Below are 24,984 nucleotides of genomic sequence, written 5' to 3'. Positions count from 1 at the left end.
TCATGGGCTACTATCTTAAAAATAAAATGACTAATATCTATGCCATAACAGTTGGGTTGCTATGTGTATTTAGCTTAAATTTATCTTGTAAAAAAGAAAGTAATATGACTGAAAATGAGGTTGATAAAAACAATTCAATAATTGAAAAGCACGATATTAACCGCATTGAGCCTATTAATTGGTGGGTAGGCTTTAAGGATTCATCATTACAACTTTTGGTGCATCATCCTAATATTTCAAAATGGACTCCAGAGATTTCTTATCACGGCGTTTCTATTGAAAAGGTGAATCAAGCAGATAGCCCAAATTATCTGTTTATAGATTTGAATATTTCTGAAACCACAAAAGCAGGCAAATTCAATATCGCTTTTAAACAAGAAAACCATGACGATTTGGTTTATACTTATGAGCTTAAATCCAGAGAAAAAAATCCTGAAGATTATGTAGGGTTTAACAGTAGTGATGCCATTTATTTGATTACTCCCGATAGATTTTCAAACGGAAATCCTACGAACGATAACAACAAAACCTTGCGCGAAACAACCATTGACAGAACCGATGATTATGCACGCCACGGCGGAGATATTCAAGGCATTATAAACCACTTAAATTATATTGACGATTTAGGATTTACAGCCATTTGGTCCTGTCCGTTATTAACCAATGATATGTTTCAAGGCTCATACCATGGATATGCCATTACCGATTATTATCAGGTCGATCCGCGCTACGGCACCTTGGAAGATTATAAAACCTTGTCCTCAAAAATGTCTGAAAAAGGCATGAAATTAATCATGGACCAAGTCGCCAATCATTGTGGTTTGGAACACTGGTGGATGAAAGATTTACCTTTTAAAGATTGGATAAATTATCAAGAAAACTATGAAAAAAATAGAGATGATTGGAGCGGCGACAAAAGTATTACCACCAATCATAGGCGAACCGTAAACCAAGATATGTATGCCTCAAAAAAAGACAAAAAAAACATGAATGTGGGTTGGTTTGTCTCGGCGATGCCAGACTTGAATCAACGCAACCCGTTTATGGCTAAATACACCATTCAAAACAGTATTTGGTGGATTGAAACTGTAAACTTAGGCGGTATTCGTCAAGACACCTATCCTTATCCCGATAAACATTTTATGAGTACATGGGCGGGTGCAATCATGCACGAATACCCAAACTTTAACATTGTTGGCGAAGAGTGGAGTTTAAATCCATTAATAGTTGGATATTGGCAAGATGGTGCTAATAATAGGGATGGTTACAAATCGAATTTAAAATCCCCGATGGATTTCCCCATGCAACGATTAATTGTTGAAGCTTTAAATGAAGAGGAATCATGGGACACAGGCTTCGTTAAAATATATGAAGGTTTGGCTAACGATTTTCATTATGCCAACCCACAAGATTTTATGATTTTCTCAGACAATCACGATATGAGTCGCATTTTTACACAGCTAAAAGGCGATGTTACAAATACCAAAATGGCTTTAAGCTATGTGCTGACTTTACCAAGAATCCCTCAGATTTATTACGGTACGGAAATACTAATGCACGATTTTGATAACCCCGGAGACCACGGTTTAATCCGTTCCGATTTCCCTGGCGGTTGGGCAAACGATACCGTTAATGCCTTTACAGGCGAAGGGCTAACTGATGAGCAAAAGGACATGCAATTGTTCCTTAAAAACATGTTGAATTACAGAAAACATAGTAAAGCCATCCACGAGGGGAAAACCATTCATTTTGCTCCGGAACAAGGCGTATATGTGATGTTCAGGGTTTTTGAAGATGAAACTGTAGTGCATATTTTAAATAAAAATGAAGAACCAACACAATTGGATTTACACAGATTTGAGGAAATGGGTTTAACGGAAAAAACCTTGGTTAATGTTATTACGGATGCTAAAGTAGTATGGAAAGACAGTCTTTTATTGAATGAAAAAGGAAGCACCATTTTAAGTACAAAATTATAATAAAAGACCTGTTAGGTTTTAAAAACCTGACAGGTCTGGGTCTGAGAGAAATAAAGAATGAAAAAGCAACTTATCGTCCTATTTTTAAGCATGGCATTTTTGTCTTGTTCAAATAAGAAAAAACAAGATGATACGGTGCTATCGGATAAAGCGGTTGTTACGTTTGTAATTAACGACCTGCCAGAAGCTCACAATTTTGATGACGATATTTACATTTCTGGTGATTTCGAAGGTTGGTCTGGTGGCAAAGCACCATTCAAACTCCATAAAAAAAACAATCAATATAGTATAAGCATTACAAAAAAAGCTAAAACTATAAGCTATAAATTCACATTAGGACATTGGGACAAAGTAGAGTGTAAAATCAACGGTAATCCCATAGAAAACCGAACCCATTCTTTTATAAAAACCAGGGATACGGTTTTAGTAAATATTGTTAATTGGAGTCATCCAAATCAAAAAAGCAAAGCATCTACAGCGTCCAAAAACGTGCATGTTTTCGCTGAAAATTTTGAAATACCACAACTGCAACGAAAGCGGAAAATAAGCGTGTATTTACCACCAAATTACCAATCGGCCAAAGCACGTTATCCTGTTTTGTACATGCAAGACGGCCAAAATGTGTTTGATGAAAAAACCTCGTACAGTGGCGAATGGGAAGCCGATGAAACCTTAAATGAAATATTTGATGAAACTGGGTTTGGACTTATAGTTGTAGCTATTGACCACGGTGGAGATAAACGCATAAATGAATATTCAGCCTGGGACAATAAAAAGTATGGCAAAGGCGAAGGTGAACAGTATCTAGAGTTTTTGGTAAACCACTTAAAACCAGAAATCGACCGCGTTTACCGAACCAAAACCGATAACAAAAATACGGGTATTTCCGGATCATCAATGGGCGGTTTGTTTGCGCATTACGCAGCAGTAAAAAGGCCCGATATATTTGGAAAAGCCGCTGTATTTTCCCCATCGTTTTGGTATGCCGAAACTAGTTTTCAGTTTACAAAAGAGCAACCAAACCATTCAAAGTTCTATTATTTAGTTGGGGAAAAAGAAGGCGAAGAAATGGTAAATGGCACCAATAAAATGGTTGAACTGATGCAGTCCAACGGATTTTTACCAGAGCATATCCATAAAAAAATAGTGCCAAATGGAACGCACAGCGAATCGTTTTGGAAAACCGAATTTAAGCAAGCTGTTTCTTGGTTGTTTGTTAACGAATAACCAATTTATGCTTATTAATATGGAACAATTTAAAAGAAATAAATCAATAAAAAAATTAAAAAGAGCAGCATGAGTAAGCAAAATATATTTATTATAATGCTCCTTTTTTCGATAGTAATGGGATGTAAAAAAGAAGCTAACCAAGTTGCAGAATCAACAACAAACAAAAAAGGGTTAAAAAGTAAAAAAGTCGTCTATCAAGTATTTACACGTTTGTTTGGAAACACAAATACAACCAACAAACCTTGGGGAACGATTGAAGAAAACGGTGTTGGCAAATTCAACGATTTTACAGACAAAGCACTCCGCGAAATAAAGGATTTGGGCGTAACACATATTTGGTACACAGGCGTACCGCACCATGGTGTGATTACAGACTACACCGAATATGGCATTTCAAATGACGATCCCGACGTTGTAAAAGGGAGAGCAGGTTCGCCTTATGCCGTAAAGGATTACTACAATGTTAATCCAGATTTAGCCGAAAACCCACAGCACAGATTAGAAGAATTTAAAGCCCTAATTAAACGTTCCCATAACGCTGGTTTAAAGGTGATTATTGATATTGTACCCAATCATGTGGCTCGTAATTACCAAAGTTTAACCAATCCAAAAGGTGTGGAGGATTTTGGTGCATCCGACGATAAATCCGTTGTTTATCATGTAAATAATAATTTTTATTACAACACAAACGAAGCTTTTAAAGTTCCCAATTGGGAGCACGGTTATTCGCCATTAGGCGACGAAACACATCCATTGGAAGATGGTGAGTTTGATGAAGTTCCTGCAAAATGGACAGGTAACGGGTCTCGATTATCGCAACCCAAAATGAACGATTGGTACGAAACCGTAAAAATCAATTATGGCGTTAGCCCCGATGGAAGAAAAGATTTTGACACCCTTCCCAATGGGTTTGAAAATGAAGATTATAAAAAACACTTTCAGTTTTGGCAAGATAAAACGGTGCCGAATTCGTGGACAAAATTCAAAAACATTGCATTGTATTGGATCGATATGGGTGTTGATGGTTTTCGTTACGACATGGCTGAAATGGTACCGGTTGAATTTTGGAGCTACATGAATTCGGCAATAAAAATGAAAAAACCCAATGCTTTTCTATTGGCCGAAGTTTATAATCCCACACTTTATAGAGCTTATATTCATAAAGGGAAAATGGATTATTTATACGACAAAGTCCAATTATACGATACCATAAAAAGCGTGATGCAAGGGCGAGGTAAAACAGATCATATCCCACCCATAATTGATGATTTAAAAGATATCGAACACCAAATGCTTCACTTTCTTGAAAATCATGATGAGCAGCGTATTGCAAGTCCAGGTTTTGCTGGAAGTGCCGAAAAAGGCAAGCCTGCCATGGTGGTTTCCGCTACCATTAGCACCTCGCCAACCATGATTTATTTTGGACAGGAAGTGGGAGAAGATGGCTCTGAAGATGCTGGATTTGGCAAACCTTCACGTACCTCGATTTTCGATTATATCGGCGTACCGGCACACCAACGCTGGATGAACAACAAACAATTTGATGGCGGGCAATTAACTGATGAAGAAAAAGCATTACGGGATTTTTATAAGCGCTTATTAAACTTTACCATTACCAGTTCGGCTCTTACCGATAAGTATGAAGATATTCATTGGTACAACAGAAAGCACACTTCTGGATATAACGACAAAGTCCTATCATTTGTGCGTTGGAGCGCTACTGAAAAACTCATTATAATTTCAAATTTTGATACCAAAAGCAGCCATTCCTTCAACTTAAAAATTCCAAAAAACATCATTGAATCGTGGAATTTGAGCGAAGCCAATTACAAAGTTGAAGACCAGTTATACAATCAGTTTTCAAGAAATTTAATGATTGAAGAAGACCACGCCACCATTAATATAAATGTAAATGCTTTGGAATCTTTCATATTAAAAATCAAATAAGTTAATCAGACCTTCGAGGTTTTAAAAACGCAAACAAAATGAAGTATGTATTAATCTTAATATCCTTTTTTGTTTTTTTTAATTGTAACAATTCAAAAGAAAACACATTAAAAGAAAAAGTGAAAACGCCATTTGTTTGGGAATCGGCAAACATATATTTTCTTTTAACCGATCGGTTTAACAATGGCGATGCATCCAACGATATTAATTTTAACAGAACAAAGCAAACGGGCAAACTTCGCGGATTTGAAGGTGGCGATTTAAAAGGCATTACTCAAAAAATCGAATCTGGCTATTTTACCAATTTAGGCGTTAATGCCATTTGGATGACGCCAATTGTAGAACAAATTCATGGTGGAACAGACGAAGGTACTGGTGCTACCTATGGCTTTCATGGCTATTGGACTAAAGACTGGACTGCCATCGACCCCAATTTCGGGACCAAGGAAGATTTAAAAAAACTGGTGCAAGTCGCCCATAAAAATGGTATCCGGATTTTATTGGATGCCGTTATCAATCACACCGGACCTGTTACTGAAAAAGACCCTGTTTGGCCATCAAGTTGGGTGCGCACCGAGCCTAATTGTACTTACGATAGCTACAAAAATACCATAACCTGTACCCTAGTAGAAAATCTTCCGGATATAAAAACAGAAAGCAATGATGCCGTTGAACTGCCACCACAACTGGTTAAAAAATGGAAATCAGAAGGTCGCTACGAACAGGAAATAGCTGAACTCGATGCCTTTTTTACAAGAACGGGATACCCGAGAGCGCCTCGATTTTACATCATGAAATGGTTGACCGATTACATCACGGAATTTGGAATTGATGGTTATCGGGTCGATACGGTTAAGCATGTTGAGGAATATGTATGGCAAGAATTTAAAACCCAATGCGACTATGCGTTCGCGGCATTCAAAAAGCAAAATCCCGATAATATTTTAGATGATAATAAATTTTATTTATTGGGCGAGGTTTATAATTACGGCATTAATACAGGAAAATACTTCGATTTTGGAGATAAAAAAGTAGATTATTTTGATCATGCTTTTCAAAGTCTCATCAATTTTCAATTCAAATGGAATGCTTCACAACAAGATTACGAAACCTTGTTTGCTAATTATTCAAACTACTTAAATAACGATTTAAAAGGATACGGCACGGTAAACTATTTGTCGTCGCACGATGACGGGCAACCTTTTGATGCTGCTCGCAACAAACCTTTCGAAACAGCAACAAAACTGCTACTTGCCCCGGGAACATCTCAAATATACTACGGCGATGAATCGGCACGTTCATTGATCATTGAAGGTACAGTGGGCGATGCCACGTTGCGTTCTAATATGAATTGGACGGCTATTGAAAAAGATTCCGAAACCAAAAACATTATATATCATTGGCAAAAATTAGGACAATTTAGAGCAAATCATCCCGCTGTGGGCGCAGGAAATCATCAAATGATTTCGAAAACACCTTATTTGTTTAGCAGAAGTTTTTCAAAAGATAATTTTATCGATTTGGTCGTTATCGGTTTAGATTTGCCAAAGGGTAAAAAAGTTTTAGAGGTTTCTAAAGTTTTTAAAGACGCGGATATTTTATACGATGCTTACAGTGGTAAAACCGCAACAGTAAATAAAGGTGTGATAACATTAAACACAACTTACGATATCGTGTTGTTGGAAAAAGCTAAATGATTTCAAGTTTTAATGAGGTTGTCTGAAAAGTGATTGTCCCGTGTCAAACTGAGCATAATATCATTTTTAATATTCTGAAAACCAAAGCATTTCGACTGCGCTCAATGCGATATTTAGAATGGACATTGACTTTTTGGATAGCCTCAATTTTTTGAATTAGAATTTAGTTAATCTTTTGAAGGGTAAATCACCATAATTCTATATTTCTTGACACCCTTTTAATTAATTGAGCTGTATTTTTTACTTTAAACTTTTCAATGAGGTTTTTACGGTGTGTTATGGCCGTATGATTGCTTATAAAAAGCTTATCGGCAATTTGCTTAGACGAAAATCCATCGGCTACCAGTTTTAACACCTCTTCTTCCCTTGGCGAAATCAAGTTCTTTTTTTCATAAGTATCTTTAGCTGTATTATTGGCTAGCTTAAAGTAATCCTCAATTTTTTCCTTTTCGGTGATATCAAAAAAATAATTGATAGCTAAAACATTACCTTCCAAATAATGAAGTAATAATTCATGTCTTAACAAAATTCTTTTGCCGTTTTCATTTATAATATGATACTTTAAAACATAAGGTGCATTGATGTAAGGCATTGAGAAAAAGTTATTTACTTTATTTTTCACCGACAAAACTTCGTCATCACTCACCATATCAAACCAATAATCCCAACTCTTATTTATAATTTCAGTAGCGTGGTTTCCTAAAATTCTTTTTAAAGCCAAATTACTGTAAATGAACTTTTCAATATTAAGTTGATAAATCGCTATCTGTAAATTATCAAGGCAATCGCAGGCTTTGGTTAAATCTGAAATTTTACATTGGTCAGATTTATTACTAAAACGATTAAGTGCGGTATGGTTACCTTTAGGGCTCATAAAATTAAATTTACAACTAGCAAATGGCTTTGAAAAAACAAAGCATTCTTAATTTTTAAGCTATTAAATCAGTTGTAATAATTTGTAGATTTATAGGGAAATCTAAAATAAAGTTGAGAGAAATTTCATGTTTTGAAAAGCTAGTCTGTAAAATTCTCCAAAAACCAACCCAAACATGAGTGTAAATATACTGACTTACAACTACTTGAACAAATATTATAATAAAAAATTACAGGTGCAGAGATTTGCCTTCTTTTTGGTATTCTTTTTTTATGCCCTCAAGAATATGCGATTTTAAAATGGATTTATTGTCCTCTGAAATGGTTTTTAAACAGGCATATTGGATTACGTTTACAATATTAGCGCCGGTGATTTCGTATTTTTTGGCAAGTTCATCCAAATCCATTGATTTTTCAACGGTAATCTTGGACGGCAAATTATTTTTCCAAAGAGCCAAACGCTCGATGGACGTTGGCAGTTCAAATTCAATCATAGACTGAAACCGCCTTGTAAACGCCGTATCTATATTGCTTTTAAAATTAGATGCTAAAATTACCAACCCCGGATGCGCTTCGATGCGCTGCAGTAAATACGAAACCTCTTGGTTGGCATATTTGTCGTGGGCATCGCGCACGTTGGTTCGTTTCCCGAAGATGGCATCGGCCTCATCAAAGAACAGAATCCAATCCTTACTTTTTGCCTTGTCAAAAAGTTTGGATAGGTTTTTTTCGGTTTCACCAATGTATTTTGAGACTACCAATGAAAGGTCAATGCGGTACACATCGCGTTGTGTATATTTACCAAGTAAATTGGCGGTTAAGGTTTTACCAGTTCCAGGAGGCCCGTGAAACATAACACGATAGCCAGGTTTTATACGGCTTTTCATGTTCCAATCGTTAAGCAAAATATCGTTATATTGAAGCCAAGTTTCTATTTCCTTTATTTGTTGTAGAGTTTTTTTGTTAAGGATAAGATCTTTCCACACCAAATCGGTCTCGATACGTTGCGCTGGGAAATCGCTGGACATTTTTGGTTTTAAAACAGTGCCTGTTGTGAGTAACTGTACAAACTCGGTTTCAATAATCAGCCGACCGCTCATTACCGGTTCGCCTTTAGGGACATCGTCAAGATAAAGGATGCCAGCTTTGGCAAATACATGGTCTTCGCTAAATAGGTTACACAATGCATTGCGTTTTTCTATATCGTTACCCGCTATAATGAATTGCACGGTTTCTCCAGTTGGTAATATCCCTCGATGATTTTTTCCCTTTATACCGCCAAATTCTGGAAACTCGCCGCCTTTGGGCAAGTATTCTGAAATGATTGTGTTAAAAAAATTTGGAGATATGTGCGGAACTAAAGCGATAAGCAGGATTATGGTTTCTGTTTCGGTTAGGTTATGGGTTGAAATAAAAGTTGAAAGTAAGGAATCTTCAATGGTTACCGCTTTTGGTGGTATGGGTGTGGAGTTCCCGTATTCGCTATCTAAGCGGTATTGGATAACACGTTTTAGGTAGGCTAATGTTTTGTTGGTGTTTTTTTCTGTGGTTTGGTTCATTACATATCGAAATTAATTAATGTCATATTAATGAAATTCCTCAATCTTAAAATCAGGAAAGATTGTATTAATATGGTCTATTAAATAGTCCTCACCTATTTTAGCATGTTTTCCTGAGCGATAATATTCTTGCCAACCTTCAAGTCCGAACAAACGAATATTTAAGTGAAGATATTTTTCTATTGAAATTGGCAGCTTTATTAACTCATCTCTATTGAATGCATAATAAATCTCAAAAATATTTGCGTCACTAAACCTGAATCCAACATAGCTTGAATCTCCACTGAATATTTCTAAAGGTCGAAGCTCTCTCGAGATTTGATAAAATTCGTCATTAGGGTCTTCACCTATCCAGATAATAGCATTATGATAATTGGTTTTGTTCCAATCATTTTCATTATACCATTCATTTCCTCCATAAATTTCTTCCAAGCATAGATAATTCAAATTTCCAGAAATGTTGTTTATCTCCCATTCTATTTCTAGCCCATTGATTTGGGCATAAAAATCTATCATTGGCTGTGGGAGGGCTTGACAAATCGATTCTTGGGCTTTCATTAAACTATTGGCACTGACATTGGTTCCCAAATTAAATTCAGATAAATAAAATGTGCTTTGCTTTTTTAGTGCTTCCAGTTTGTCATTAATTGCATTTTTATAGTTGAAATTGATGTTTGAAATATTAAACTTCTCTAAAATATTTTTTACTGAATCTTTAACATGTTTAAATTCATTTGGCTCCAATAAATGTTGATAAAAAGTTATGTTGTTTTTATAAATGCAATAGTAATTTGAAATATTATCAGCCTTTTCAATATAGAACTGTTGCCATAATTCTGTTCCAAAATAATCCTCAGCTTTTAATAAATACTCGGCAATTGTTAAATCCATTTTATTCAGTTTCTTACCGTATGTATATAAGTACAATGAGGAATTGTCAACGTCAATTCGCAGCAATACATAATTGCCCAAATTGTCTATTATGTCGAAAATCATCAACGAATCAATCGAAAAATTCGGAGCATGTTCAAGGTTTGAGAACGACAGAACTTTGTTGTTACCAATACTCAAGTTATCTAAAATAGAAACAGGTCTTATCGATGTCTGTCCTTTAATTTTAAAGCCATCCAATTTTCCTTGCCAGTTCAACATATAGCCATCACATTGAGAATAAAATTCTTTTAAGGTTTCATTCAATGAGCCCAAAATCCTCTTCTCTAATTTTTTAACAGCAACTTTACTGTCAGGAGGTATTATCGATATACCCATACTATCGAAATCTGTAAGTAAGTTTTTCAATAACTTTTCTTTTATTTTTTTTCGATTGTTCATTTAAGCTTCACCCCTTTATTATTTTTTAATATATTATAAATACTATTGACATCTGTAAGTGGCACATTAGAAGATGATTTTCTGGCAAATACCATCAACTTATCAATAAAACCTTTCCATTTATTAAAAGGTCTTTCTCTCTTTATGAAACTAATAAGTGAACTGGCATAACTGGTTTTAGAACTATTAAAAAGTGAAATGCCAGAATTTTTCATATTAGTTCCAGTGGAATTATTCAACGAGATTTTATCTTTTTTCTTGAAATCAGGCTCTGGGATAGTTATGTTAGTTTTTATTTTACTTGATGATTTTTTATCCCAATTGTTGCCTTCAGGCACATGCAAGCCAGCTTCCAATTTTAATTTATCTCCAAACTTTGATAGGTCTATCTGATTACCGTTGTTGTCAGCGACAGTACCATTACGATAAGATAAGTCAGCATTTATCCACACCACACTATCTGTAGTTTTTCCACCAGATTGAAGGAGCTTTTTGACGGATGAATCGAATCGCTCTTGTTTGGCTCCTTTATTGATACTATTTGGCCCTGGCACGAGATTTTTTGGTTCCCCTGGCCCGCCGAACTTCATGTTTATTAAGTGCATTTGCACCCATTTATCAGATATTTTCGACAACCCTCCTTCTTTTATCTCTTTCCAACCAGTTGTTCCAGAATTCTTGCTCGTTTTTGGCTTTGTCCCATTTTTGTTTTTGGAATTGTTATGAAGCTTATCAACCGACACTTTAGTAGGTTTGTCGCCCGAATAATTATAGTTGACATTATCGGGTTTCGATGGATTTCCTGCTAATTTGCTTAATGCTTCACTGATATCGTTCAAAGAATTGGTTACCTCCTTCATTTTCTTCTTTTCTGCCTTTTCACTCGATGATTTTTTCGATCCCTTTATATTCACGTATAATTTTTTGTTTAGGATTTTCTTGGCAGTTTTCAATGTGTCCTTATCCGCGTTAGGATTCTTTTTTTGTTGTTCAATATATTGTATCACATCCTGTGGATTGTCGCTTGCAATGAATAATTTAGCTTTAGAGCCAGTTCCTCTAAAACTTAACTCATGTTCTTCCTTTCCTTTGTTAGTGAACTTCTTTTTCTTTTTCCACCATTGAAAAACCGCCGCCACAGCTCCCTTAACCTTGGCTTTTCCAGACTTAAATAGCTTTTTAACTTGTTTAACCAAAAACTTAATCATCTTGTCCAAAATCTTTTTAAAAGGTTTTTGGATGGTCTCAATAACTTTACGTATGGCTTTTCCAATTCCCGAAAGCCCAACAAATCGTGCGGCAAACGACAATATAATAGGTACTGTTTTGCCAAGTGTATTCTCTATAAACTGAGAAGCTTTACCTAAGGCGCCATTCACAATTTCTCCAATGGAATCAAATACAGATTTTACAAAATCTACAATACGGTTCCAGTTTTCAATAAAAAACATAACCACATCGTAAAGCAATACTATGGCCTGCACAATGGCTCCTGCGGGATTGAGCATACTCAGTAATTTAAAAGACATTTTCTTTATGATTTGAGTAATAGACCAATTGCGAATGCCTTCCATAACCTTGGTTTTAATCTCACCGGCCTTTTCCATAATGATATTCCAAAGTGCTATAGGCCCTTCGGTAATAACACGTTTTATAACATCTACCGTTTTTTCTGCGACCGACATGATTTTTTCTCCTTTTGGCCCAAGGGACTTAACGATGCGAGCGCGAATAACATTCCATGTAAGGCCCGCTACCTGAAGCCCCAAGAATACAATGCCTTTCATATCAAACTTTTTGGGCAACTCTAAACCACTATCGCCCATTTGCCCCATGAGCCAACTTACCAGGCCTTTTTTAAGCCAGGAGACAATGTTTTTAACGAAGCCTTTTATACCACCTCCTACAGCTTTCACTAAATTCTTGAAGAAACCAATGGGGTCTGTAAATAGTTTTTTAAGAACAATAGCGCCCTTATCCAATACCGAAATGATCTTATCGGCACTTCCGCCAATTTTTGAAATGGCCCATTTAAAGAACTTTTTGGCAGCATAAAGTAATAAGGCACCTAATTTACCTACCAATCCGCTCATTTCCGCTTTCATCTCTTCAATCTTCTTATCAATGGCTTTTATGGCTTCGTCCTTTTTATCACATAATTTTTGTTGTAGTTTTTTCTTCTCTTTTTCTATGTGATTATCAAGTTCTGCAAGTTTTTTTGTTGTCTCTTCCTGCGCCTTGTCACCAACATCAATAAGTTCGGGACCGAGTTTATCGATAAATTCTTGAATGCTGGTTTTGGCATTGGAAATTTCGTCTTTGCAAAACTGAATTGTTTTTTCGTTTTCTTGATTGATATTCAAAATCAAAAGATCAATGGCTTTAACAAAAGTGGCACGTTCTGTGGTGAAAATTGCTTTGATCTCCGGAAAATGATCGATGCCCACAATTTTATCCTTTAGCCATTTTGCACCGCCCCAAAACCCGGAATAGCGATCGGATTTCCAGGCATTTACTCGACGCTTCACATTTTGTTCAAATTGTATGGCATGTAATTTTTGGCCGGCATCAAATTTGGTTAGCGCTTGTGTTTCGAGTTTACTCAGTTTATCGGCAACAAAATCCTTTGCTTTTGTATATCTGTCGTTTATCCATTTGGTTACGGCTTCACGTTTTTTCTCCATATCGGTTTTGGATTTAACCTGTTTGGATTTAGCGTTTTGCAATTCTTTATGCCTTTTATCTGTCATTGAAGATTTAACCACTGCTTCTTCAGCCTGAAGCTCGGTTTCAACCTTGTTTTGCTTTTGTGTTGCAAAATTTTGTAAGCTCGAAGGCGCATCGGCTACCTTGTCTTTCAATACGCTTTTCTCTTTGTTCGCCTCAGCAATATCACCACTATCTACATTTTCAAATTCAGCTTGCATCTCCTGCGAAATGCCTTCTTTTTCATAAATACCATCGGCTTCTTCTTCAAAATTGGACAAATCGGTTTGTTCCTGAGGCACCGACGGAACAGCTCCCTTGCCTAGGTTTAGCGTAGGGGTGTTTGGTGATTGTTCGATATTTGGTAAAACTACAGGGGTATCACTTTCTTGGGCATCGGCTTTATTTTCTATTTCATTATAAGTGCCCTTAACTTCACCAACCTGTTTTGCTGTGCTCGCCAAAACTTTATTGCCTATGACTTGCGCTCTTTTCTCCGATTCAAACTCATTGAGTTCTTTTATTTTTTTAGGCACAGCATCAGAGATGGCTTTGTCCATTTCTCGTTTAATAATCTGGTCGTTAGACTTAGGAGCTTGAGCCTTTTCAAGTGTTTTAACCTGGTCTGCGTTCCCTCTTGATTGTCCTTCGTTTTCGGGTGGTACCACCGCAACCTTGGTTTGATCCGCTTTGTCTTTAGCAGTATCATGCGCCGATTCATTATCCGCTAATTTTTGTGCTTTTTCAGCACCTTTTGCACACACGCCTGCACTTTCTTTCTCTAAGTATTTTAAGGTTTCGCCACCTTCTTCATTTTGATTATTTGAATTGTTAATTGGTGCTGGTGTAGAAACAACGGGGTTTACATCTGATGCTTTGTTAGCGGCATCATTTGAAGAAGCTTTCGTTGACTCGGTAGCGGTAACGGATTCTTTTGGTATATTTTCTGACGGTGAAGATGTTTCTTGTTTTTTTTGAGATGATGGCACCACAACATCCGGCTCTTTAGGGATGGGTATTGCAACTCTTGGGGTTTCGGTGTCCACATCGGTTTCTGGTAAATCGGGTTCCGAAGGGATAACTTCAGGTATTTTAGAATTCGCCAGTTCTTCCGCTTCAATTCCTTTTTCAGCGGCATCTTTCCGAGTTTTGTTAGCTTTTGTGGGGTCGAATGCGTCTTTTTGTTCTTGATTACTGAGAATTATTTGCTTAATCAATTCTGCCATATCAACCACCCTTTCACTCTTTTGAACATCAGGCTTCATGCGTGTGGAAGCTCCTTGCTGAATAGTGTGTGTTAACTCATGGGCCAATAATGTTTGTCCGTCTTTTGATTGCGGATTGAATTCGCCCTCATTAAAAAAGATGTCGTTTTTATTGGTAAATGCCCTGGCGCCAAGATCGCGATTCATGGCTACCGATTGTGAATCCGTATGGATTTTAACACCGCTAAAGTCTGCCCCAAAGCCATGTTGCATTTTGGACAAAATAGGTTTATCAAGCGGCTTGCCCTTTCCTCGGTTTTGTTGGATTCGGCTTCCTAGATTTGCAAAGGAATTGGTTCGTTTTTCAGCCTTGGCTTGTACGTTTTCTTCTTCGTCGTTTTCTGATTTCTGAATGGTATCAGTGTCTTCGCAGTTGTGGCATTTTTCTTGGATGGTCTCCTCTTCTTCGGCGGTCTCTAACTGAACCACTGGAGTTATGGTTTCTGCAATAGGTTTCTCTTGAATACTTTCGGTGTCTTCTTGTTTTTGGATGTCCTTCTTTTGAATAGTCGTTAATGGAGAAAAAAACGGAGACTTACCATACATACTGGTTTTGTTTACCACTTTATCGGCAACTTGGTCGGCTTCCTTTTCGTATTTATCGTTAGGCTTTCCAATATTTAGTTTGGGCTGTATAAAGGAATTGCCCGCAGATGCAAAAAGTGTGCTTGAGGTTTTTTGTGGCCCATTATGTTGTTTTGCAGTAAACATTAATTTAAGGTTTTGGGAAAGCTTTTTCTACCAACAATTGTTCACAGGGGGTCCCTTTCCTGAGGCCTTTAACCTTGGGCGGTTCTTTTACGTCATCGAATTTAGCCAATTCTACTTTTTGGCTTTTAGGAATATCAGCACGAATTTTGGAAAGTCCAGCCGGAAAAGAAGCAACAATTACATCTACCCGTCTTAAATCTTTCTGTTCGACAACGGCGCCATTCTCTTTTCGAGGTTCTTTGTCCGACATGCCTTTACGTAAAAACCGCTTGACCTTAATTACATTATTTTCCCCTGGTGCACCGACATTTACCGAAGCTTTATCGGAAACACCTAAATCCGTTAGAAATTTAAGAACCCTAAAAGACCTGGCATCACTAATGTCCTGTTTGGCCTTTTCGCTGCCCACATTATCCGAATGTCCTCGAATCTCGACGAAAAGGTCAAAAATCCTTACCATATCTGAGATAAGCTTCAACTTTTCCTTTCCTTTTTTATCGATTTCCGATTTGTTGAATTCGAAATCGATAACTTGTGAATGACCAAAGGATTCCCCTTTATGTGGCCCGTCTCCTGCATGGCCTCTCTGAAGTTTTTCGTCCGTTAAACCAAGGCTCTCTTTTGCTATCTCGTTTTCAATATTAATTGTAGAGTCATGAACGTTGGTTACGGCACGCTTTCCTTCGGCATGGGCATCTATTTCTTGCATGGCTGCATGACCGCACAATTCGTGCCCCAGAACACGTTCTGGGTGGCTCTTATAAGAAACCTTTTCTCCAGCTTTATTGTGGAAACCCAGTTCAAAAGGGCTTTTGTTGGAATTGATGATTATTTTATGTCTGCTATCATCTGTATGAGGAAATAAATGGTCGGTTATCAATATCTGCCAATCATTTGTTGACTTTTTTCTTGTCAATACATTAAGGCAACACGAAGCGGTGGCCTTAGCATCTTTAGCCAATTCGTTTTCCGATTTTGTCTTTTCTGAAGTGGGTCGTACTTCTCCCGAGCCCTTTACCTCAAAATGTGGTGTTAATTTACCCAATTGCGTTTTAACCAAATCAAGTCGGTCTTGGTTGGAAAGGGCTTTGGATGGGTCTTCACCTATCAATTTCCCAGCCCCCGATCGTTCGCCTACTTCTGTTATATGGCCCTGTGGGTATTCGTCCTCCACGGTGAGTTTGCGCTGTACACTGGTGTTAACGGCTCCCTGCTGTACCGTATGCGTTAACTCATGGGCCAATAAATGTTTGCCTTGTGATGAGGAAGGATTGTACTTCCCTTGATTGAAATAAATATCGTTACCATGGGTAAAGGCCTGTGCATTAAGCTGTTTGTTCATCTGTATGGCCTTAGCATCTGTATGGATGTTCACCTTACCGAAATCGGTCCCAAAACCGGTTTCCATTTCAGATTTAACGGAATTGGATAAAGGGTTTCCACCTCCTTTTGAACTGTTCAAGGTTTTTTCGATATGAGGGTGTCCCTTTGTACTTCTTTCTGATTTTGTCTGCAAGACCTCTTCCTCTTCTGCCCTTTGCACAGAATTATCGGCAATCGCATCCGCGCCCACATCATATTTATCATTGGGCTTTTCGACTTTAAGTTTGGGCTGTATAAAAGCCTCATGCTCCGATTCCCGTAGAAATGGAGATGATTTGCCTGGTTTGGCATATGCCCTATCTAATATTGCCGACCTAAACATAGTTATGTTTTTACAAAACGACGAGTCCCACAAGCTTATTTAATACAATATTAATGACTCTGTTTTTATAGTGTCCCGCTTTTATTTTGTTAACTCCAGCTTTTACAAGTGCTTTCATTACCAACAGATCTTTTTGGCTTTTTAGCAACCACTCCAACTCGTCTTTATCAATGGCACCGGCAATAAAAAGGCCTGCCCACTTTTTTAGTTTTTCTTCTGAAGTTTTAAGATAATCTTTCATATCGCTAACAATAAGCTTGCCTTCTTCTCCAAATTTATCTTTGGCATCGGCAACAATTTCTTCTTTTAGCTCTTTTAATAGTTTTTCAAAATCCATGATATTACAAATTAAATTGGTTGATAAATTGAGTTAACGCGTTCTGGCTTTGTTTGTCTTTCTTTTCTTCATAGAAAATCATCAAATTAAAAGCTTCTTCAATTTGGGGTTTTGCTTGTTCTTTAAATGCGGTATTGAGCGACCCTTTTTCTTCCCAAAGCTTGAGATAGCTTCCCATTAAATGTTTATCGCTACTTATAAGCTCCCACATTTTTGTGGTAAGTTGGTTTTTATCTTTGCCTTTTTCGTAAATAACCATTTTTTTCATTTGGTTTTTTAGGTCTGTTATCTGTACCTCCGAATCGCTATAGGGCGCATCGCTTTTATCGATAAGACTAATGGCGTCCAGTTTGGTTTTAATGGTTTCGGTATAAGTAAAATGATCGTAAAGACTTGTGCAACTTACCAGGGTTACTGCCATAAAGGCGATAAAAGTTTTTTTGAGTGTTTTCATAATGAATTAATTTTTGTTAATAGTTGATAATTTTCTTTGTACATATTTTTTGTTGAAATATTGCTGAATTTTAGGGTTGGTTGTTTTAACATTCTGAATTCGCGCTTTAAGCAGTAAGCTATCTTTTAAAACCGTAGAATCTGATTTTATGTCTTTTTGAATATCGGCCAATTCTTTGATGCCTTTCAATTCCTCAACTCTATTTTCAACGGCATAATTTCTATCTAAATCGGTTTGAGGCGTTTTATCTGCTGGCGGTTTAATATCCAATGTTTTTGTATCGGCGGAAATCGCTTTATCAGCAAATGAAATAGCTTTTTCGGGTTTTTCAAGAAGGAGATACGATTTACTGATTACCGCCAAATCCGCAGGAGTTGACGCTCTTTTTTCTAATTTATCAGTGACTTTTGCAAGTTTTTCTTTTGCATCCTCGTCATCGGGATCGTTTTTAACTTTATCCTGATACTTTACAATGGCCAGCTTATCCTTTTCAATTTGAATTTCTTGAATACTGGGATATGCTATCATTATGATTGGAATAATAAAAAAATACAAAAACTTCTTGATATCTTGCTTTTTGGCTATGGAATAGACCAACGATCCGCATAAAATCATAAACAGAAAGACGCCTAAAAACAGCAGAACGATTTCGTATATAAATAAGTTTTCAAATAGTTTTTCCATGGCTTTTTTATTAATAACCCATATTTCTGATTTATTTTCTTTTATCCTTAAATTCTTGAATATCCGGAAGTCGACATTTTTTAGTAGCCAAATCGTTGGTGGCTTCGTTATCCTGTCCAGCGAGATGCATCATTTCGTGGATAAACATACCCGCAAGAGACCATCTGCCCCAACGCCATGTTTCGGAGGTGTAAGCCAAATCGTTTGGAACTATACTCGAACCGTAAACGGCGTTGTCTTTATCGAACCAAACATTCATTCTGTCATAAACTTCTTTAAGCGTTTTTGAAGTACCGCTCGGGGTATTATCTTTAAAAAAATTGTGGCACACAGGAAAACCTTTTGGATTATCAGCAATTTTTTTCACTATGCCCATGGCCCTGTCAATTCTACCCTTTTCTTTGTTAGGAACCACACTGTAATCGCTATGTGGCGCACTGCCACTTCCGTAAGAAAGTTTTTGTATTTTTTTCTGAACCATGCATTTTTGCTGAATGGTGTGCGTTAGCTCGTGAGCTAATAAATGTTTACCTGACCGTGATGATGGGTTGTACTTCCCGTTATTAAAATAAATATCGTTGCCATGGGTAAAGGCCTGCGCATTAATTTGTTTGCTCATTTGAACGGCATGATTGTCCGTGTGGATATTTACATGACTGAAATCGGCGCCAAAACCGGTTTCCATTGATTGTTTGATTGGTTGTGAAAGCCTTTGTCCGCTTCCTTTCGAGCTTTTTAAAGAGGATTCAATATTTGTTGGGGCGCTGTTGGATGATTCAGTTTTCATTTGTAAACTTTCTTCCTCTTCCTCCACGCGTTGCACCTTTTCTTCCTGTTCGCAGTCAGCACATTTGGTTTGTACGTTTTCTTCATCAGTCGCCTCGGATTGCTTTTGTACCAAAGGCGAAATTGATGCCGCCAATGGTTTTTTCTGCAACTCTTCTTCTGTGCCTTCAGCTTTTTGAATGGTGTCTCCCGTATTTTTGTTATTTACCACTTTATCGGCCATAGCATCTGCTTCAACTTCATATTTATCACCCGGTTTGCCAATATTCAATTTGGGCTGAATAAACGGTGTATGTGGTGTGTCGGTTGCTCGTTCTTTATAACGTCTAAAAATTTTCATAAGTCGTTAGTTATTACCATTCTACAAATATTAAATGTTCAAGCCAAGGCAATTTTATAAGGTGGATATTCCACGGAATTTTATCCAAAAGAATATCTTGTGCTTTACGCTCCACAATAATTTTGCAGTTTTTATTTTCAACTATTAATTTGCCTTCGCGCTGTAAAAACCCAGTTCGTAAACCATCTGGCGATGTGTTTTTTAGTGCTTTCCAATGTGTTACGGCAGATTGCAACACCTCTTCTGCCATGAGTTTTAAATCTTGTGGCAATGCTATAAAACGTTGCATTGTTTGGTTTATAGGATATCTGCATAAAAATTTCTCCAATACTAGTTCGCTTTCTAACTGTTGCTCTTGTTTGGTACTCAGATAATGCAGCAAATGAATGGCCTTTTCTTTTTTCGAATCTATCAAGTTGCCTTTAGAATCTGCCAATTTTGCATTAATAAAAAGCTGTTTTAAAAAAGGATGCATAAGCAACAATCCAGCGTTGTTTATGTATAGGCTTTTTTCAGTTGTTGTAGCTACTTCTTTTTCTTGTTCGTTGGCCTCTTTTTCTTCGGTTATATTTGTTTTTAAAAACAGGTCTTTTTCCTTTGAAGGCTCAATTTCTTTTTTCTTATTTAAAGGCTTATTTACCAAGCCACTCGCAAAGTTTTCTAGCGCTTCAATCTGCTTTAAATTGATGGTTTTAAATACTGTTAGTTGTTTTACCATAATTTTAACCTCACTGGTATCTTTATATCGGTAAGCCTTCATGATTGCCATCCAAAAGGTATGTCGTAATTGCTTGTCACTCTGTAAGACACTAAATATCTTGCGGTTAGCTGTTGTTTTTTTAGAATTGGGCGTAGCTAAAAGCAGTGTTAAAATGCTGTCGTTAAACTGGTTTACGAGTCGTTGTCTTGCTTTTTGATGGGCTAAAGCTTTTATGAATCTTGCAGAAAACCCTTCGTCACTAATGATGCTTTTTATACCAACTTCGTCAAACAAGGTCGATGTGTTTATTTGCCACCAAGGTTTTTCTCCTGTTTGCAGAAAATATATAAAAGCATCTTGTTTACTCTTGTTTTTAGATAGTATCAACAATTTATTTTGGTCCTCGGTGTAATTTGATGCGTTTTTAATTTCGGAATCAATCTTTTCTTTGAATGAATTGAAAATGTTGTTTTTAAGACTGTTTAAATTTTCAACATCCGTTTGATTTATTTCAATTTCAATTTTATTGAATCGCAATGTCGAACCAGATAAAACGGTGTTTTTAGTTTCAAAATAACGTTCAATCATAGGAAACAATTGATGCCTTAAAAACACCCCAAGATTATCCTTTAGGGCAAAGGCCTTTTTGCTTGAGTTGGTATTGACCTCAAGAAAAACCTTGTTAATAATATGTGTTGCTTCCTTCATTTTAAATTAAATTAAGCGTCGCACACGGATTTTTACCGTTGTTTTAAAGGTCTTGGAGCCACAAGCTTTGCTGCTTATTTTCAGGCCAACATCGAATGATAAAACCTGTCCGTTTTCGGCATTTCTGGGCGCTCGATAAACATGTCTTGGGTTTTTAAGTGTGCTTGTTCCGCCATCGCCAAAAGTCCATTCATAAGCTTGTGTATCTTCACTAAACTCGTTTACATTGTGCATTCTAAAAGGCACATCAATTCTATCTGAAGCCGCATTAATTACCAGTTTTTCAGCTGGAGGCAAAATAATTCGTGCTTGGGGATTAATTCGCGCTATACATTCGGCGCTAACAGCTTGTCCGTTAACCGTAAATCTAATAGGTCTGTTAAATGCCTTAAAACCAGTCTGGAAAATGAGATTGTTTTCTTTTATGGTCACCCTTTCAACAGGTTTTGCCAATTTTACAGTGGCATCTTCCGGTGAAATTTCAAACGGTATTTGGGTATCGCTATTTTCACCACCTGTTAAGCATATTTCATTGGCAATATTCAATTCAAAAATCTCAGGTGCAATGGTCACATCGTGTTCTACGGTGTGACTGCATCGGCCGTTGGTTACTCTTAATGTAACCTTAAATGTTTGGTTGCCATCATCTCCAAGATTTAATTGATAAACGTGTTTAGGGTTTTCTTCATTGATATTATCTGGCAGGGAATCATCGCCAAAATTCCATTCGAATATTACATTATCTGGCAATTCATCGTCTTTCACATTAAAGTTTACCCTGGCAATGGTGTTCTCTTTAAAGAACACGGGCTCAGAAGCAACAAAATCGAAGTTTGGTTTTTTAAATACCGTAATCCGAGCATCAGTAAATTGGTCGTTAACCTTAAATTTAATTTCGGTACCGTGTAACGATTCGCTAACGGCACTGGCATCAAACAAATACTTGCCATCTTCTTGTATAACGCCGCCATTAAGGCCCGAAGCCACATCGGCAGTAACAATGCCATCAGATGGCGATACCTCGAAGGCAATTTTTTCGGTGTCCTCGCCTAAGCAGACAAAATCTACCGGCAACCTCAATGAAATTGGTGTTTTTGGAACGATAAAAGCCACCGGGGAACAATCTGAACAACAGATATACGGCAGCGTAAAATCTGCCACGACCGTATTTTCAGAGATATTGGAAATGGGCGGTAAAATAAATCTATCCGATAAAGTATCCAGAATATTGGGGTTTATAAGGTTACCTAAATCCAATCTATCGGTTATTCTCGGGTTAATATTTGTAAAATCGAAATTTCTGGTTAGGCTGTCTTTTATAACTGGATTTCCAAGATTTCTAATCGGTAATATATTTATAGCAGGGTTTCTTATGGCACCAATATTGGGGTTTATCACGGCATCGCTTAGCACATTGCCAAACGACGGATTAAAAGGAAAAGCAGGACTTCTTTTTGGTATGCCCCCTTTGTAAACCATAACAAAAGTACCTCCCGGTTTTACGCCCGCTTTGTGCTCTAATCCCGTATGTTTTTCAACGAATTTTGAAAGCAGTTTTTGCTCCAAGATTTTCTTTTTACGGATTTCAATTTCGGCTAAAAGCGATTTCATTTTCGCGGCCGAACAGCAATTAACCGACAATTGGTTGAGCAGCAACGCGTACTGTTGCTCGTGTCCAAACCTTCTATATGTGGTTTCGGGTTTATACAACAGCGAGGTCATGTTTTTCTTAAACCGCTCTACTCGGGCACAAAGGTCTTTAATGGTGGTGTTGTATTTATCAACTCTATCGGGATCGATTTCGGTAATGTCGTTCGGGATAAAACGAGACGCTATTTTAGTAGAAGCCAATATTTCTGCGGCGTGGTGCAAATTCACTTTTTTAATATCTGCATCCCAAGTGGCGATAGTTTCGTCTTCATCAATTTTGGTTTTAACCAGATTTACAATATCCTCAGCCGAACCTTCTGGTTTTTCGCGCATCGCCTTATCAACAATACTCCCCAAAACATCCTCGTCTTTTTCCAAATTATCCAAAACTACGGTATCCAAATTATAAAGTTTCAATCCGGGAAAGGCTTTAAAACTACCAAGAATAGCTTTGGTATCAATGGCTCCAAATCCAGTAAACCCTGTGCCTGAGGCCAAAAAAGAGCGTGTAGACCCTGAGAAAGTTGGTTTAATGGATGCCGTTGAAATATTGGAAACAGTTCCGGTTGCAGTACGACCTGATGAAGCTGCATCGGTTGATGCCGAATCTCTCGAAACTACCCTACTTTGCTTGGAGAGTTTGTAAAATTTATGTTCGCCTTGTTGCTTTAAACTAAAGCCCGAAAAGAATTTGGAAACCCCGGCATTTAAGCAATTTTGCTCAGCGCGCCACGCTTTTAACACGGCATTAATATCTTCAAATTCGCACTCGTAATCGTTTGGATTGATGTTTTCAATAGTTTCGTCGATGCTTAGCACCTTAACATCAAAAGCCAATCCTTTTTCGGTTTTTAAAGTATCCAAATCTTTTATGGCATCGCGGTAATCTTTACCTAAATGACCTTCAATTCTGTAAAAATCATAGTCATCGAGGTCGTAATCTAAAGGGTTTTGAATGGCATCGCTTTCTGATAAATTAGCGGATTGATAACCTAGATTTTCATCAGACTTATGTTTTTTGGTTTTATCGTAATCCCAATTTTTAATCAGATTCAACGATGTTTTGTAATAATACGGAAGTGCTCTTTTACCGAGTTCGTCCGATGGTTTTTTTGATGGTGTTACTTTTATTGTTGCTGAAGAACTCGGGATGTTGTATTCATTCAGCATAAAATGAATCCTTAAAATCAGGGTTCTTATTTTTTCGAATTTTTCCTTGCCGTGCGGAATTATTGGCGACGGATAAAATTTGTGTCGGCATTGAACATACGCTTCAACCGGCTCCAATTCGCCCAATAAAACATGCTTTGGAAACGAGCTAATTTCCGGACAGCAAACCACTCTTAAATCAAAAAGAAGGCATTTTATTTCGTTGTAAGTATCAATCAAATCCTTAAGCAAATCGTAACGGTATTGAATATCCAAAGGCAAATTTCTGGACGATAATTTAAAAAGCGACGTTATTTTTGTGTTGATGATACTGGCTTTGGTACCCACCGAATCGGTATCCAAAAGCACCTTAAAATCGGTAAACAGTTTATCGATGCCGCTTTTAAGATTGGCAATAACTGCAGTGTCTTGCATGGCTTTTCGGTAGCTATCCTTTAGCCTGAAATAACTGGCCGTATTGGAGTTTTGCTCTATAACCTGCACCCGATTCCGTGTTATATACGTGTTTTTTAAAACTACCTTTTTAAGATGGACATTTGGCAAATCAACAAGCTTTTTTGTGTTATTATGCGCATCAAAAATGGGGTCGTTGTCTTTGTTGCTAATGCGTTTGGCATCTTCTTTTTCAATTAAAAGCACCCTTACTTTTGCGGTTTGCCCTTCACCTTGGGTGTCACAATCGGTTGATGTGCACGGGGTTTCTTCTTTACAGAAATATTCCAAATACAGCACCACAACCATATCCTCTAAATTGGCGATAGTGTTTAAGGGTTTTGCATTACTTTCATCTGCCGCTTTTGTAAACAACTCCATTAAATTAACACCATTAAAATGACCGTATTTAGCCTCGACATCATCAAATATTTTGGCGTGCGTGAAAGTGGCCCCGGGAAACGGCACCAAATCGCCATCGGTGGTTACCGCACAACCTTTGCTAACTTTAATCGATGTGTTTTTTGTGTAACTCACGTTCAATCCGCAAACAATACCAACACCGCTAAGGCAAATACGCGTAAAACGGTCCTGACATTCAAAATGATCGATTACATCGTTAAGCTGCGATGCCGTTAGCACTTGGTCGGGTACAAATCTTCTGTATGCTGGGTCTTTTATCTCTTTATCTAATTTTGTTGTTGCCATGATATTGTTAT

General features: G+C 37.3%; 15 protein-coding genes. 4 read left to right on the top strand and 11 right to left on the bottom strand.

From position 1 onward, the window contains the following. Nucleotides 1-26 precede the first annotated feature (26 nt). The 4 genes from RNZ47_RS15555 (at nt 27) to RNZ47_RS15540 (ending at nt 6,853) form a co-directional block, all read left to right on the top strand. On the top strand, nt 27-1,979 hold the full coding sequence (locus tag RNZ47_RS15555) for a glycoside hydrolase family 13 protein (RefSeq protein ID WP_311942503.1): 1,953 nt from the start codon (nt 27-29) through the stop codon (nt 1,977-1,979). A 57-nt stretch (nt 1,980-2,036) separates the two neighbouring features. Then, complete coding sequence (locus RNZ47_RS15550; protein ID WP_311942500.1) at nt 2,037-3,206, top strand: alpha/beta hydrolase; 1,170 nt, start codon at nt 2,037-2,039, stop codon at nt 3,204-3,206. Between the two features lie 69 nt (nt 3,207-3,275). Next, on the top strand, nt 3,276-5,156 hold the full coding sequence (locus RNZ47_RS15545) for an alpha-amylase family protein (protein WP_311942497.1): 1,881 nt from the start codon (nt 3,276-3,278) through the stop codon (nt 5,154-5,156). A gap of 38 nt (nt 5,157-5,194) precedes the next feature. After that, nucleotides 5,195-6,853, top strand: coding sequence for an alpha-amylase family glycosyl hydrolase (locus tag RNZ47_RS15540; RefSeq protein WP_311942494.1), 1,659 nt, complete (start codon nt 5,195-5,197; stop codon nt 6,851-6,853). Between the two features lie 187 nt (nt 6,854-7,040). On the opposite strand, the gene RNZ47_RS15535 is transcribed toward RNZ47_RS15540, so the two are convergent. The 11 genes from RNZ47_RS15535 to RNZ47_RS15485 form a co-directional block, all read right to left on the bottom strand. Next, nucleotides 7,041-7,727: a LuxR C-terminal-related transcriptional regulator gene (locus RNZ47_RS15535; protein WP_311942490.1), complete on the bottom strand. Its 687-nt coding sequence runs from the start codon at nt 7,725-7,727 to the stop codon at nt 7,041-7,043. A gap of 229 nt (nt 7,728-7,956) precedes the next feature. After that, entirely contained in the window at nt 7,957-9,285 is a 1,329-nt protein-coding gene (locus RNZ47_RS15530; RefSeq protein WP_311942487.1) for an ATP-binding protein, read from the bottom strand. Between the two features lie 27 nt (nt 9,286-9,312). Then, on the bottom strand, nt 9,313-10,617 hold the full coding sequence (locus tag RNZ47_RS15525) for a hypothetical protein (protein ID WP_311942484.1): 1,305 nt from the start codon (nt 10,615-10,617) through the stop codon (nt 9,313-9,315). After that, nucleotides 10,614-15,299: an eCIS core domain-containing protein gene (locus RNZ47_RS15520; protein WP_311942481.1), complete on the bottom strand. Its 4,686-nt coding sequence runs from the start codon at nt 15,297-15,299 to the stop codon at nt 10,614-10,616. The genes RNZ47_RS15525 and RNZ47_RS15520 overlap by 4 nt, the downstream gene beginning before the upstream one ends. A 4-nt stretch (nt 15,300-15,303) precedes the next feature. After that, the gene (locus RNZ47_RS15515) at nt 15,304-17,004 is read right to left on the bottom strand and encodes an eCIS core domain-containing protein (RefSeq protein WP_311942477.1); all 1,701 of its coding nucleotides are present in this window, start codon (nt 17,002-17,004) and stop codon (nt 15,304-15,306) included. Nucleotides 17,005-17,014: 10 nt separating this feature from the next. Further along, nucleotides 17,015-17,341: a hypothetical protein gene (locus RNZ47_RS15510; RefSeq protein WP_311942473.1), complete on the bottom strand. Its 327-nt coding sequence runs from the start codon at nt 17,339-17,341 to the stop codon at nt 17,015-17,017. Nucleotides 17,342-17,345: 4 nt separating this feature from the next. Then, nucleotides 17,346-17,795: a hypothetical protein gene (locus RNZ47_RS15505; RefSeq protein ID WP_311942470.1), complete on the bottom strand. Its 450-nt coding sequence runs from the start codon at nt 17,793-17,795 to the stop codon at nt 17,346-17,348. Nucleotides 17,796-17,801: 6 nt separating this feature from the next. Next, entirely contained in the window at nt 17,802-18,479 is a 678-nt protein-coding gene (locus tag RNZ47_RS15500) for a hypothetical protein (RefSeq protein WP_311942467.1), read from the bottom strand. Nucleotides 18,480-18,510: 31 nt separating this feature from the next. Then, on the bottom strand, nt 18,511-19,605 hold the full coding sequence (locus RNZ47_RS15495; protein ID WP_311942464.1) for an eCIS core domain-containing protein: 1,095 nt from the start codon (nt 19,603-19,605) through the stop codon (nt 18,511-18,513). A gap of 13 nt (nt 19,606-19,618) precedes the next feature. Next, complete coding sequence (locus RNZ47_RS15490) at nt 19,619-21,013, bottom strand: contractile injection system tape measure protein (RefSeq protein ID WP_311942461.1); 1,395 nt, start codon at nt 21,011-21,013, stop codon at nt 19,619-19,621. Nucleotides 21,014-21,019: 6 nt separating this feature from the next. After that, complete coding sequence (locus tag RNZ47_RS15485; RefSeq protein WP_311942458.1) at nt 21,020-24,973, bottom strand: PKD domain-containing protein; 3,954 nt, start codon at nt 24,971-24,973, stop codon at nt 21,020-21,022. Between the last annotated feature and the right edge of the window lie 11 nt (nt 24,974-24,984).

The sequence above is a fragment of the Hwangdonia seohaensis genome, assembly GCF_031932625.1.
Lineage (GTDB): Bacteria > Bacteroidota > Bacteroidia > Flavobacteriales > Flavobacteriaceae > Hwangdonia > Hwangdonia seohaensis.
Note: the sequence above shows the minus strand (reverse complement) of the source record. Positions and strands in the feature narration are given on the sequence as shown.

Coding starts and splice junctions, on each gene's coding strand:
- RNZ47_RS15555 (WP_311942503.1), top strand. CDS start 27: ATGACTAATATCTATGCCATAACAGTTGGGTTGCTATGTGTATTTAGC.
- RNZ47_RS15550 (WP_311942500.1), top strand. CDS start 2,037: ATGAAAAAGCAACTTATCGTCCTATTTTTAAGCATGGCATTTTTGTCT.
- RNZ47_RS15545 (WP_311942497.1), top strand. CDS start 3,276: ATGAGTAAGCAAAATATATTTATTATAATGCTCCTTTTTTCGATAGTA.
- RNZ47_RS15540 (WP_311942494.1), top strand. CDS start 5,195: ATGAAGTATGTATTAATCTTAATATCCTTTTTTGTTTTTTTTAATTGT.
- RNZ47_RS15535 (WP_311942490.1), bottom strand. CDS start 7,727: ATGAGCCCTAAAGGTAACCATACCGCACTTAATCGTTTTAGTAATAAA.
- RNZ47_RS15530 (WP_311942487.1), bottom strand. CDS start 9,285: ATGAACCAAACCACAGAAAAAAACACCAACAAAACATTAGCCTACCTA.
- RNZ47_RS15525 (WP_311942484.1), bottom strand. CDS start 10,617: ATGAACAATCGAAAAAAAATAAAAGAAAAGTTATTGAAAAACTTACTT.
- RNZ47_RS15520 (WP_311942481.1), bottom strand. CDS start 15,299: ATGTTTACTGCAAAACAACATAATGGGCCACAAAAAACCTCAAGCACA.
- RNZ47_RS15515 (WP_311942477.1), bottom strand. CDS start 17,004: ATGTTTAGGTCGGCAATATTAGATAGGGCATATGCCAAACCAGGCAAA.
- RNZ47_RS15510 (WP_311942473.1), bottom strand. CDS start 17,341: ATGGATTTTGAAAAACTATTAAAAGAGCTAAAAGAAGAAATTGTTGCC.
- RNZ47_RS15505 (WP_311942470.1), bottom strand. CDS start 17,795: ATGAAAACACTCAAAAAAACTTTTATCGCCTTTATGGCAGTAACCCTG.
- RNZ47_RS15500 (WP_311942467.1), bottom strand. CDS start 18,479: ATGGAAAAACTATTTGAAAACTTATTTATATACGAAATCGTTCTGCTG.
- RNZ47_RS15495 (WP_311942464.1), bottom strand. CDS start 19,605: ATGAAAATTTTTAGACGTTATAAAGAACGAGCAACCGACACACCACAT.
- RNZ47_RS15490 (WP_311942461.1), bottom strand. CDS start 21,013: ATGAAGGAAGCAACACATATTATTAACAAGGTTTTTCTTGAGGTCAAT.
- RNZ47_RS15485 (WP_311942458.1), bottom strand. CDS start 24,973: ATGGCAACAACAAAATTAGATAAAGAGATAAAAGACCCAGCATACAGA.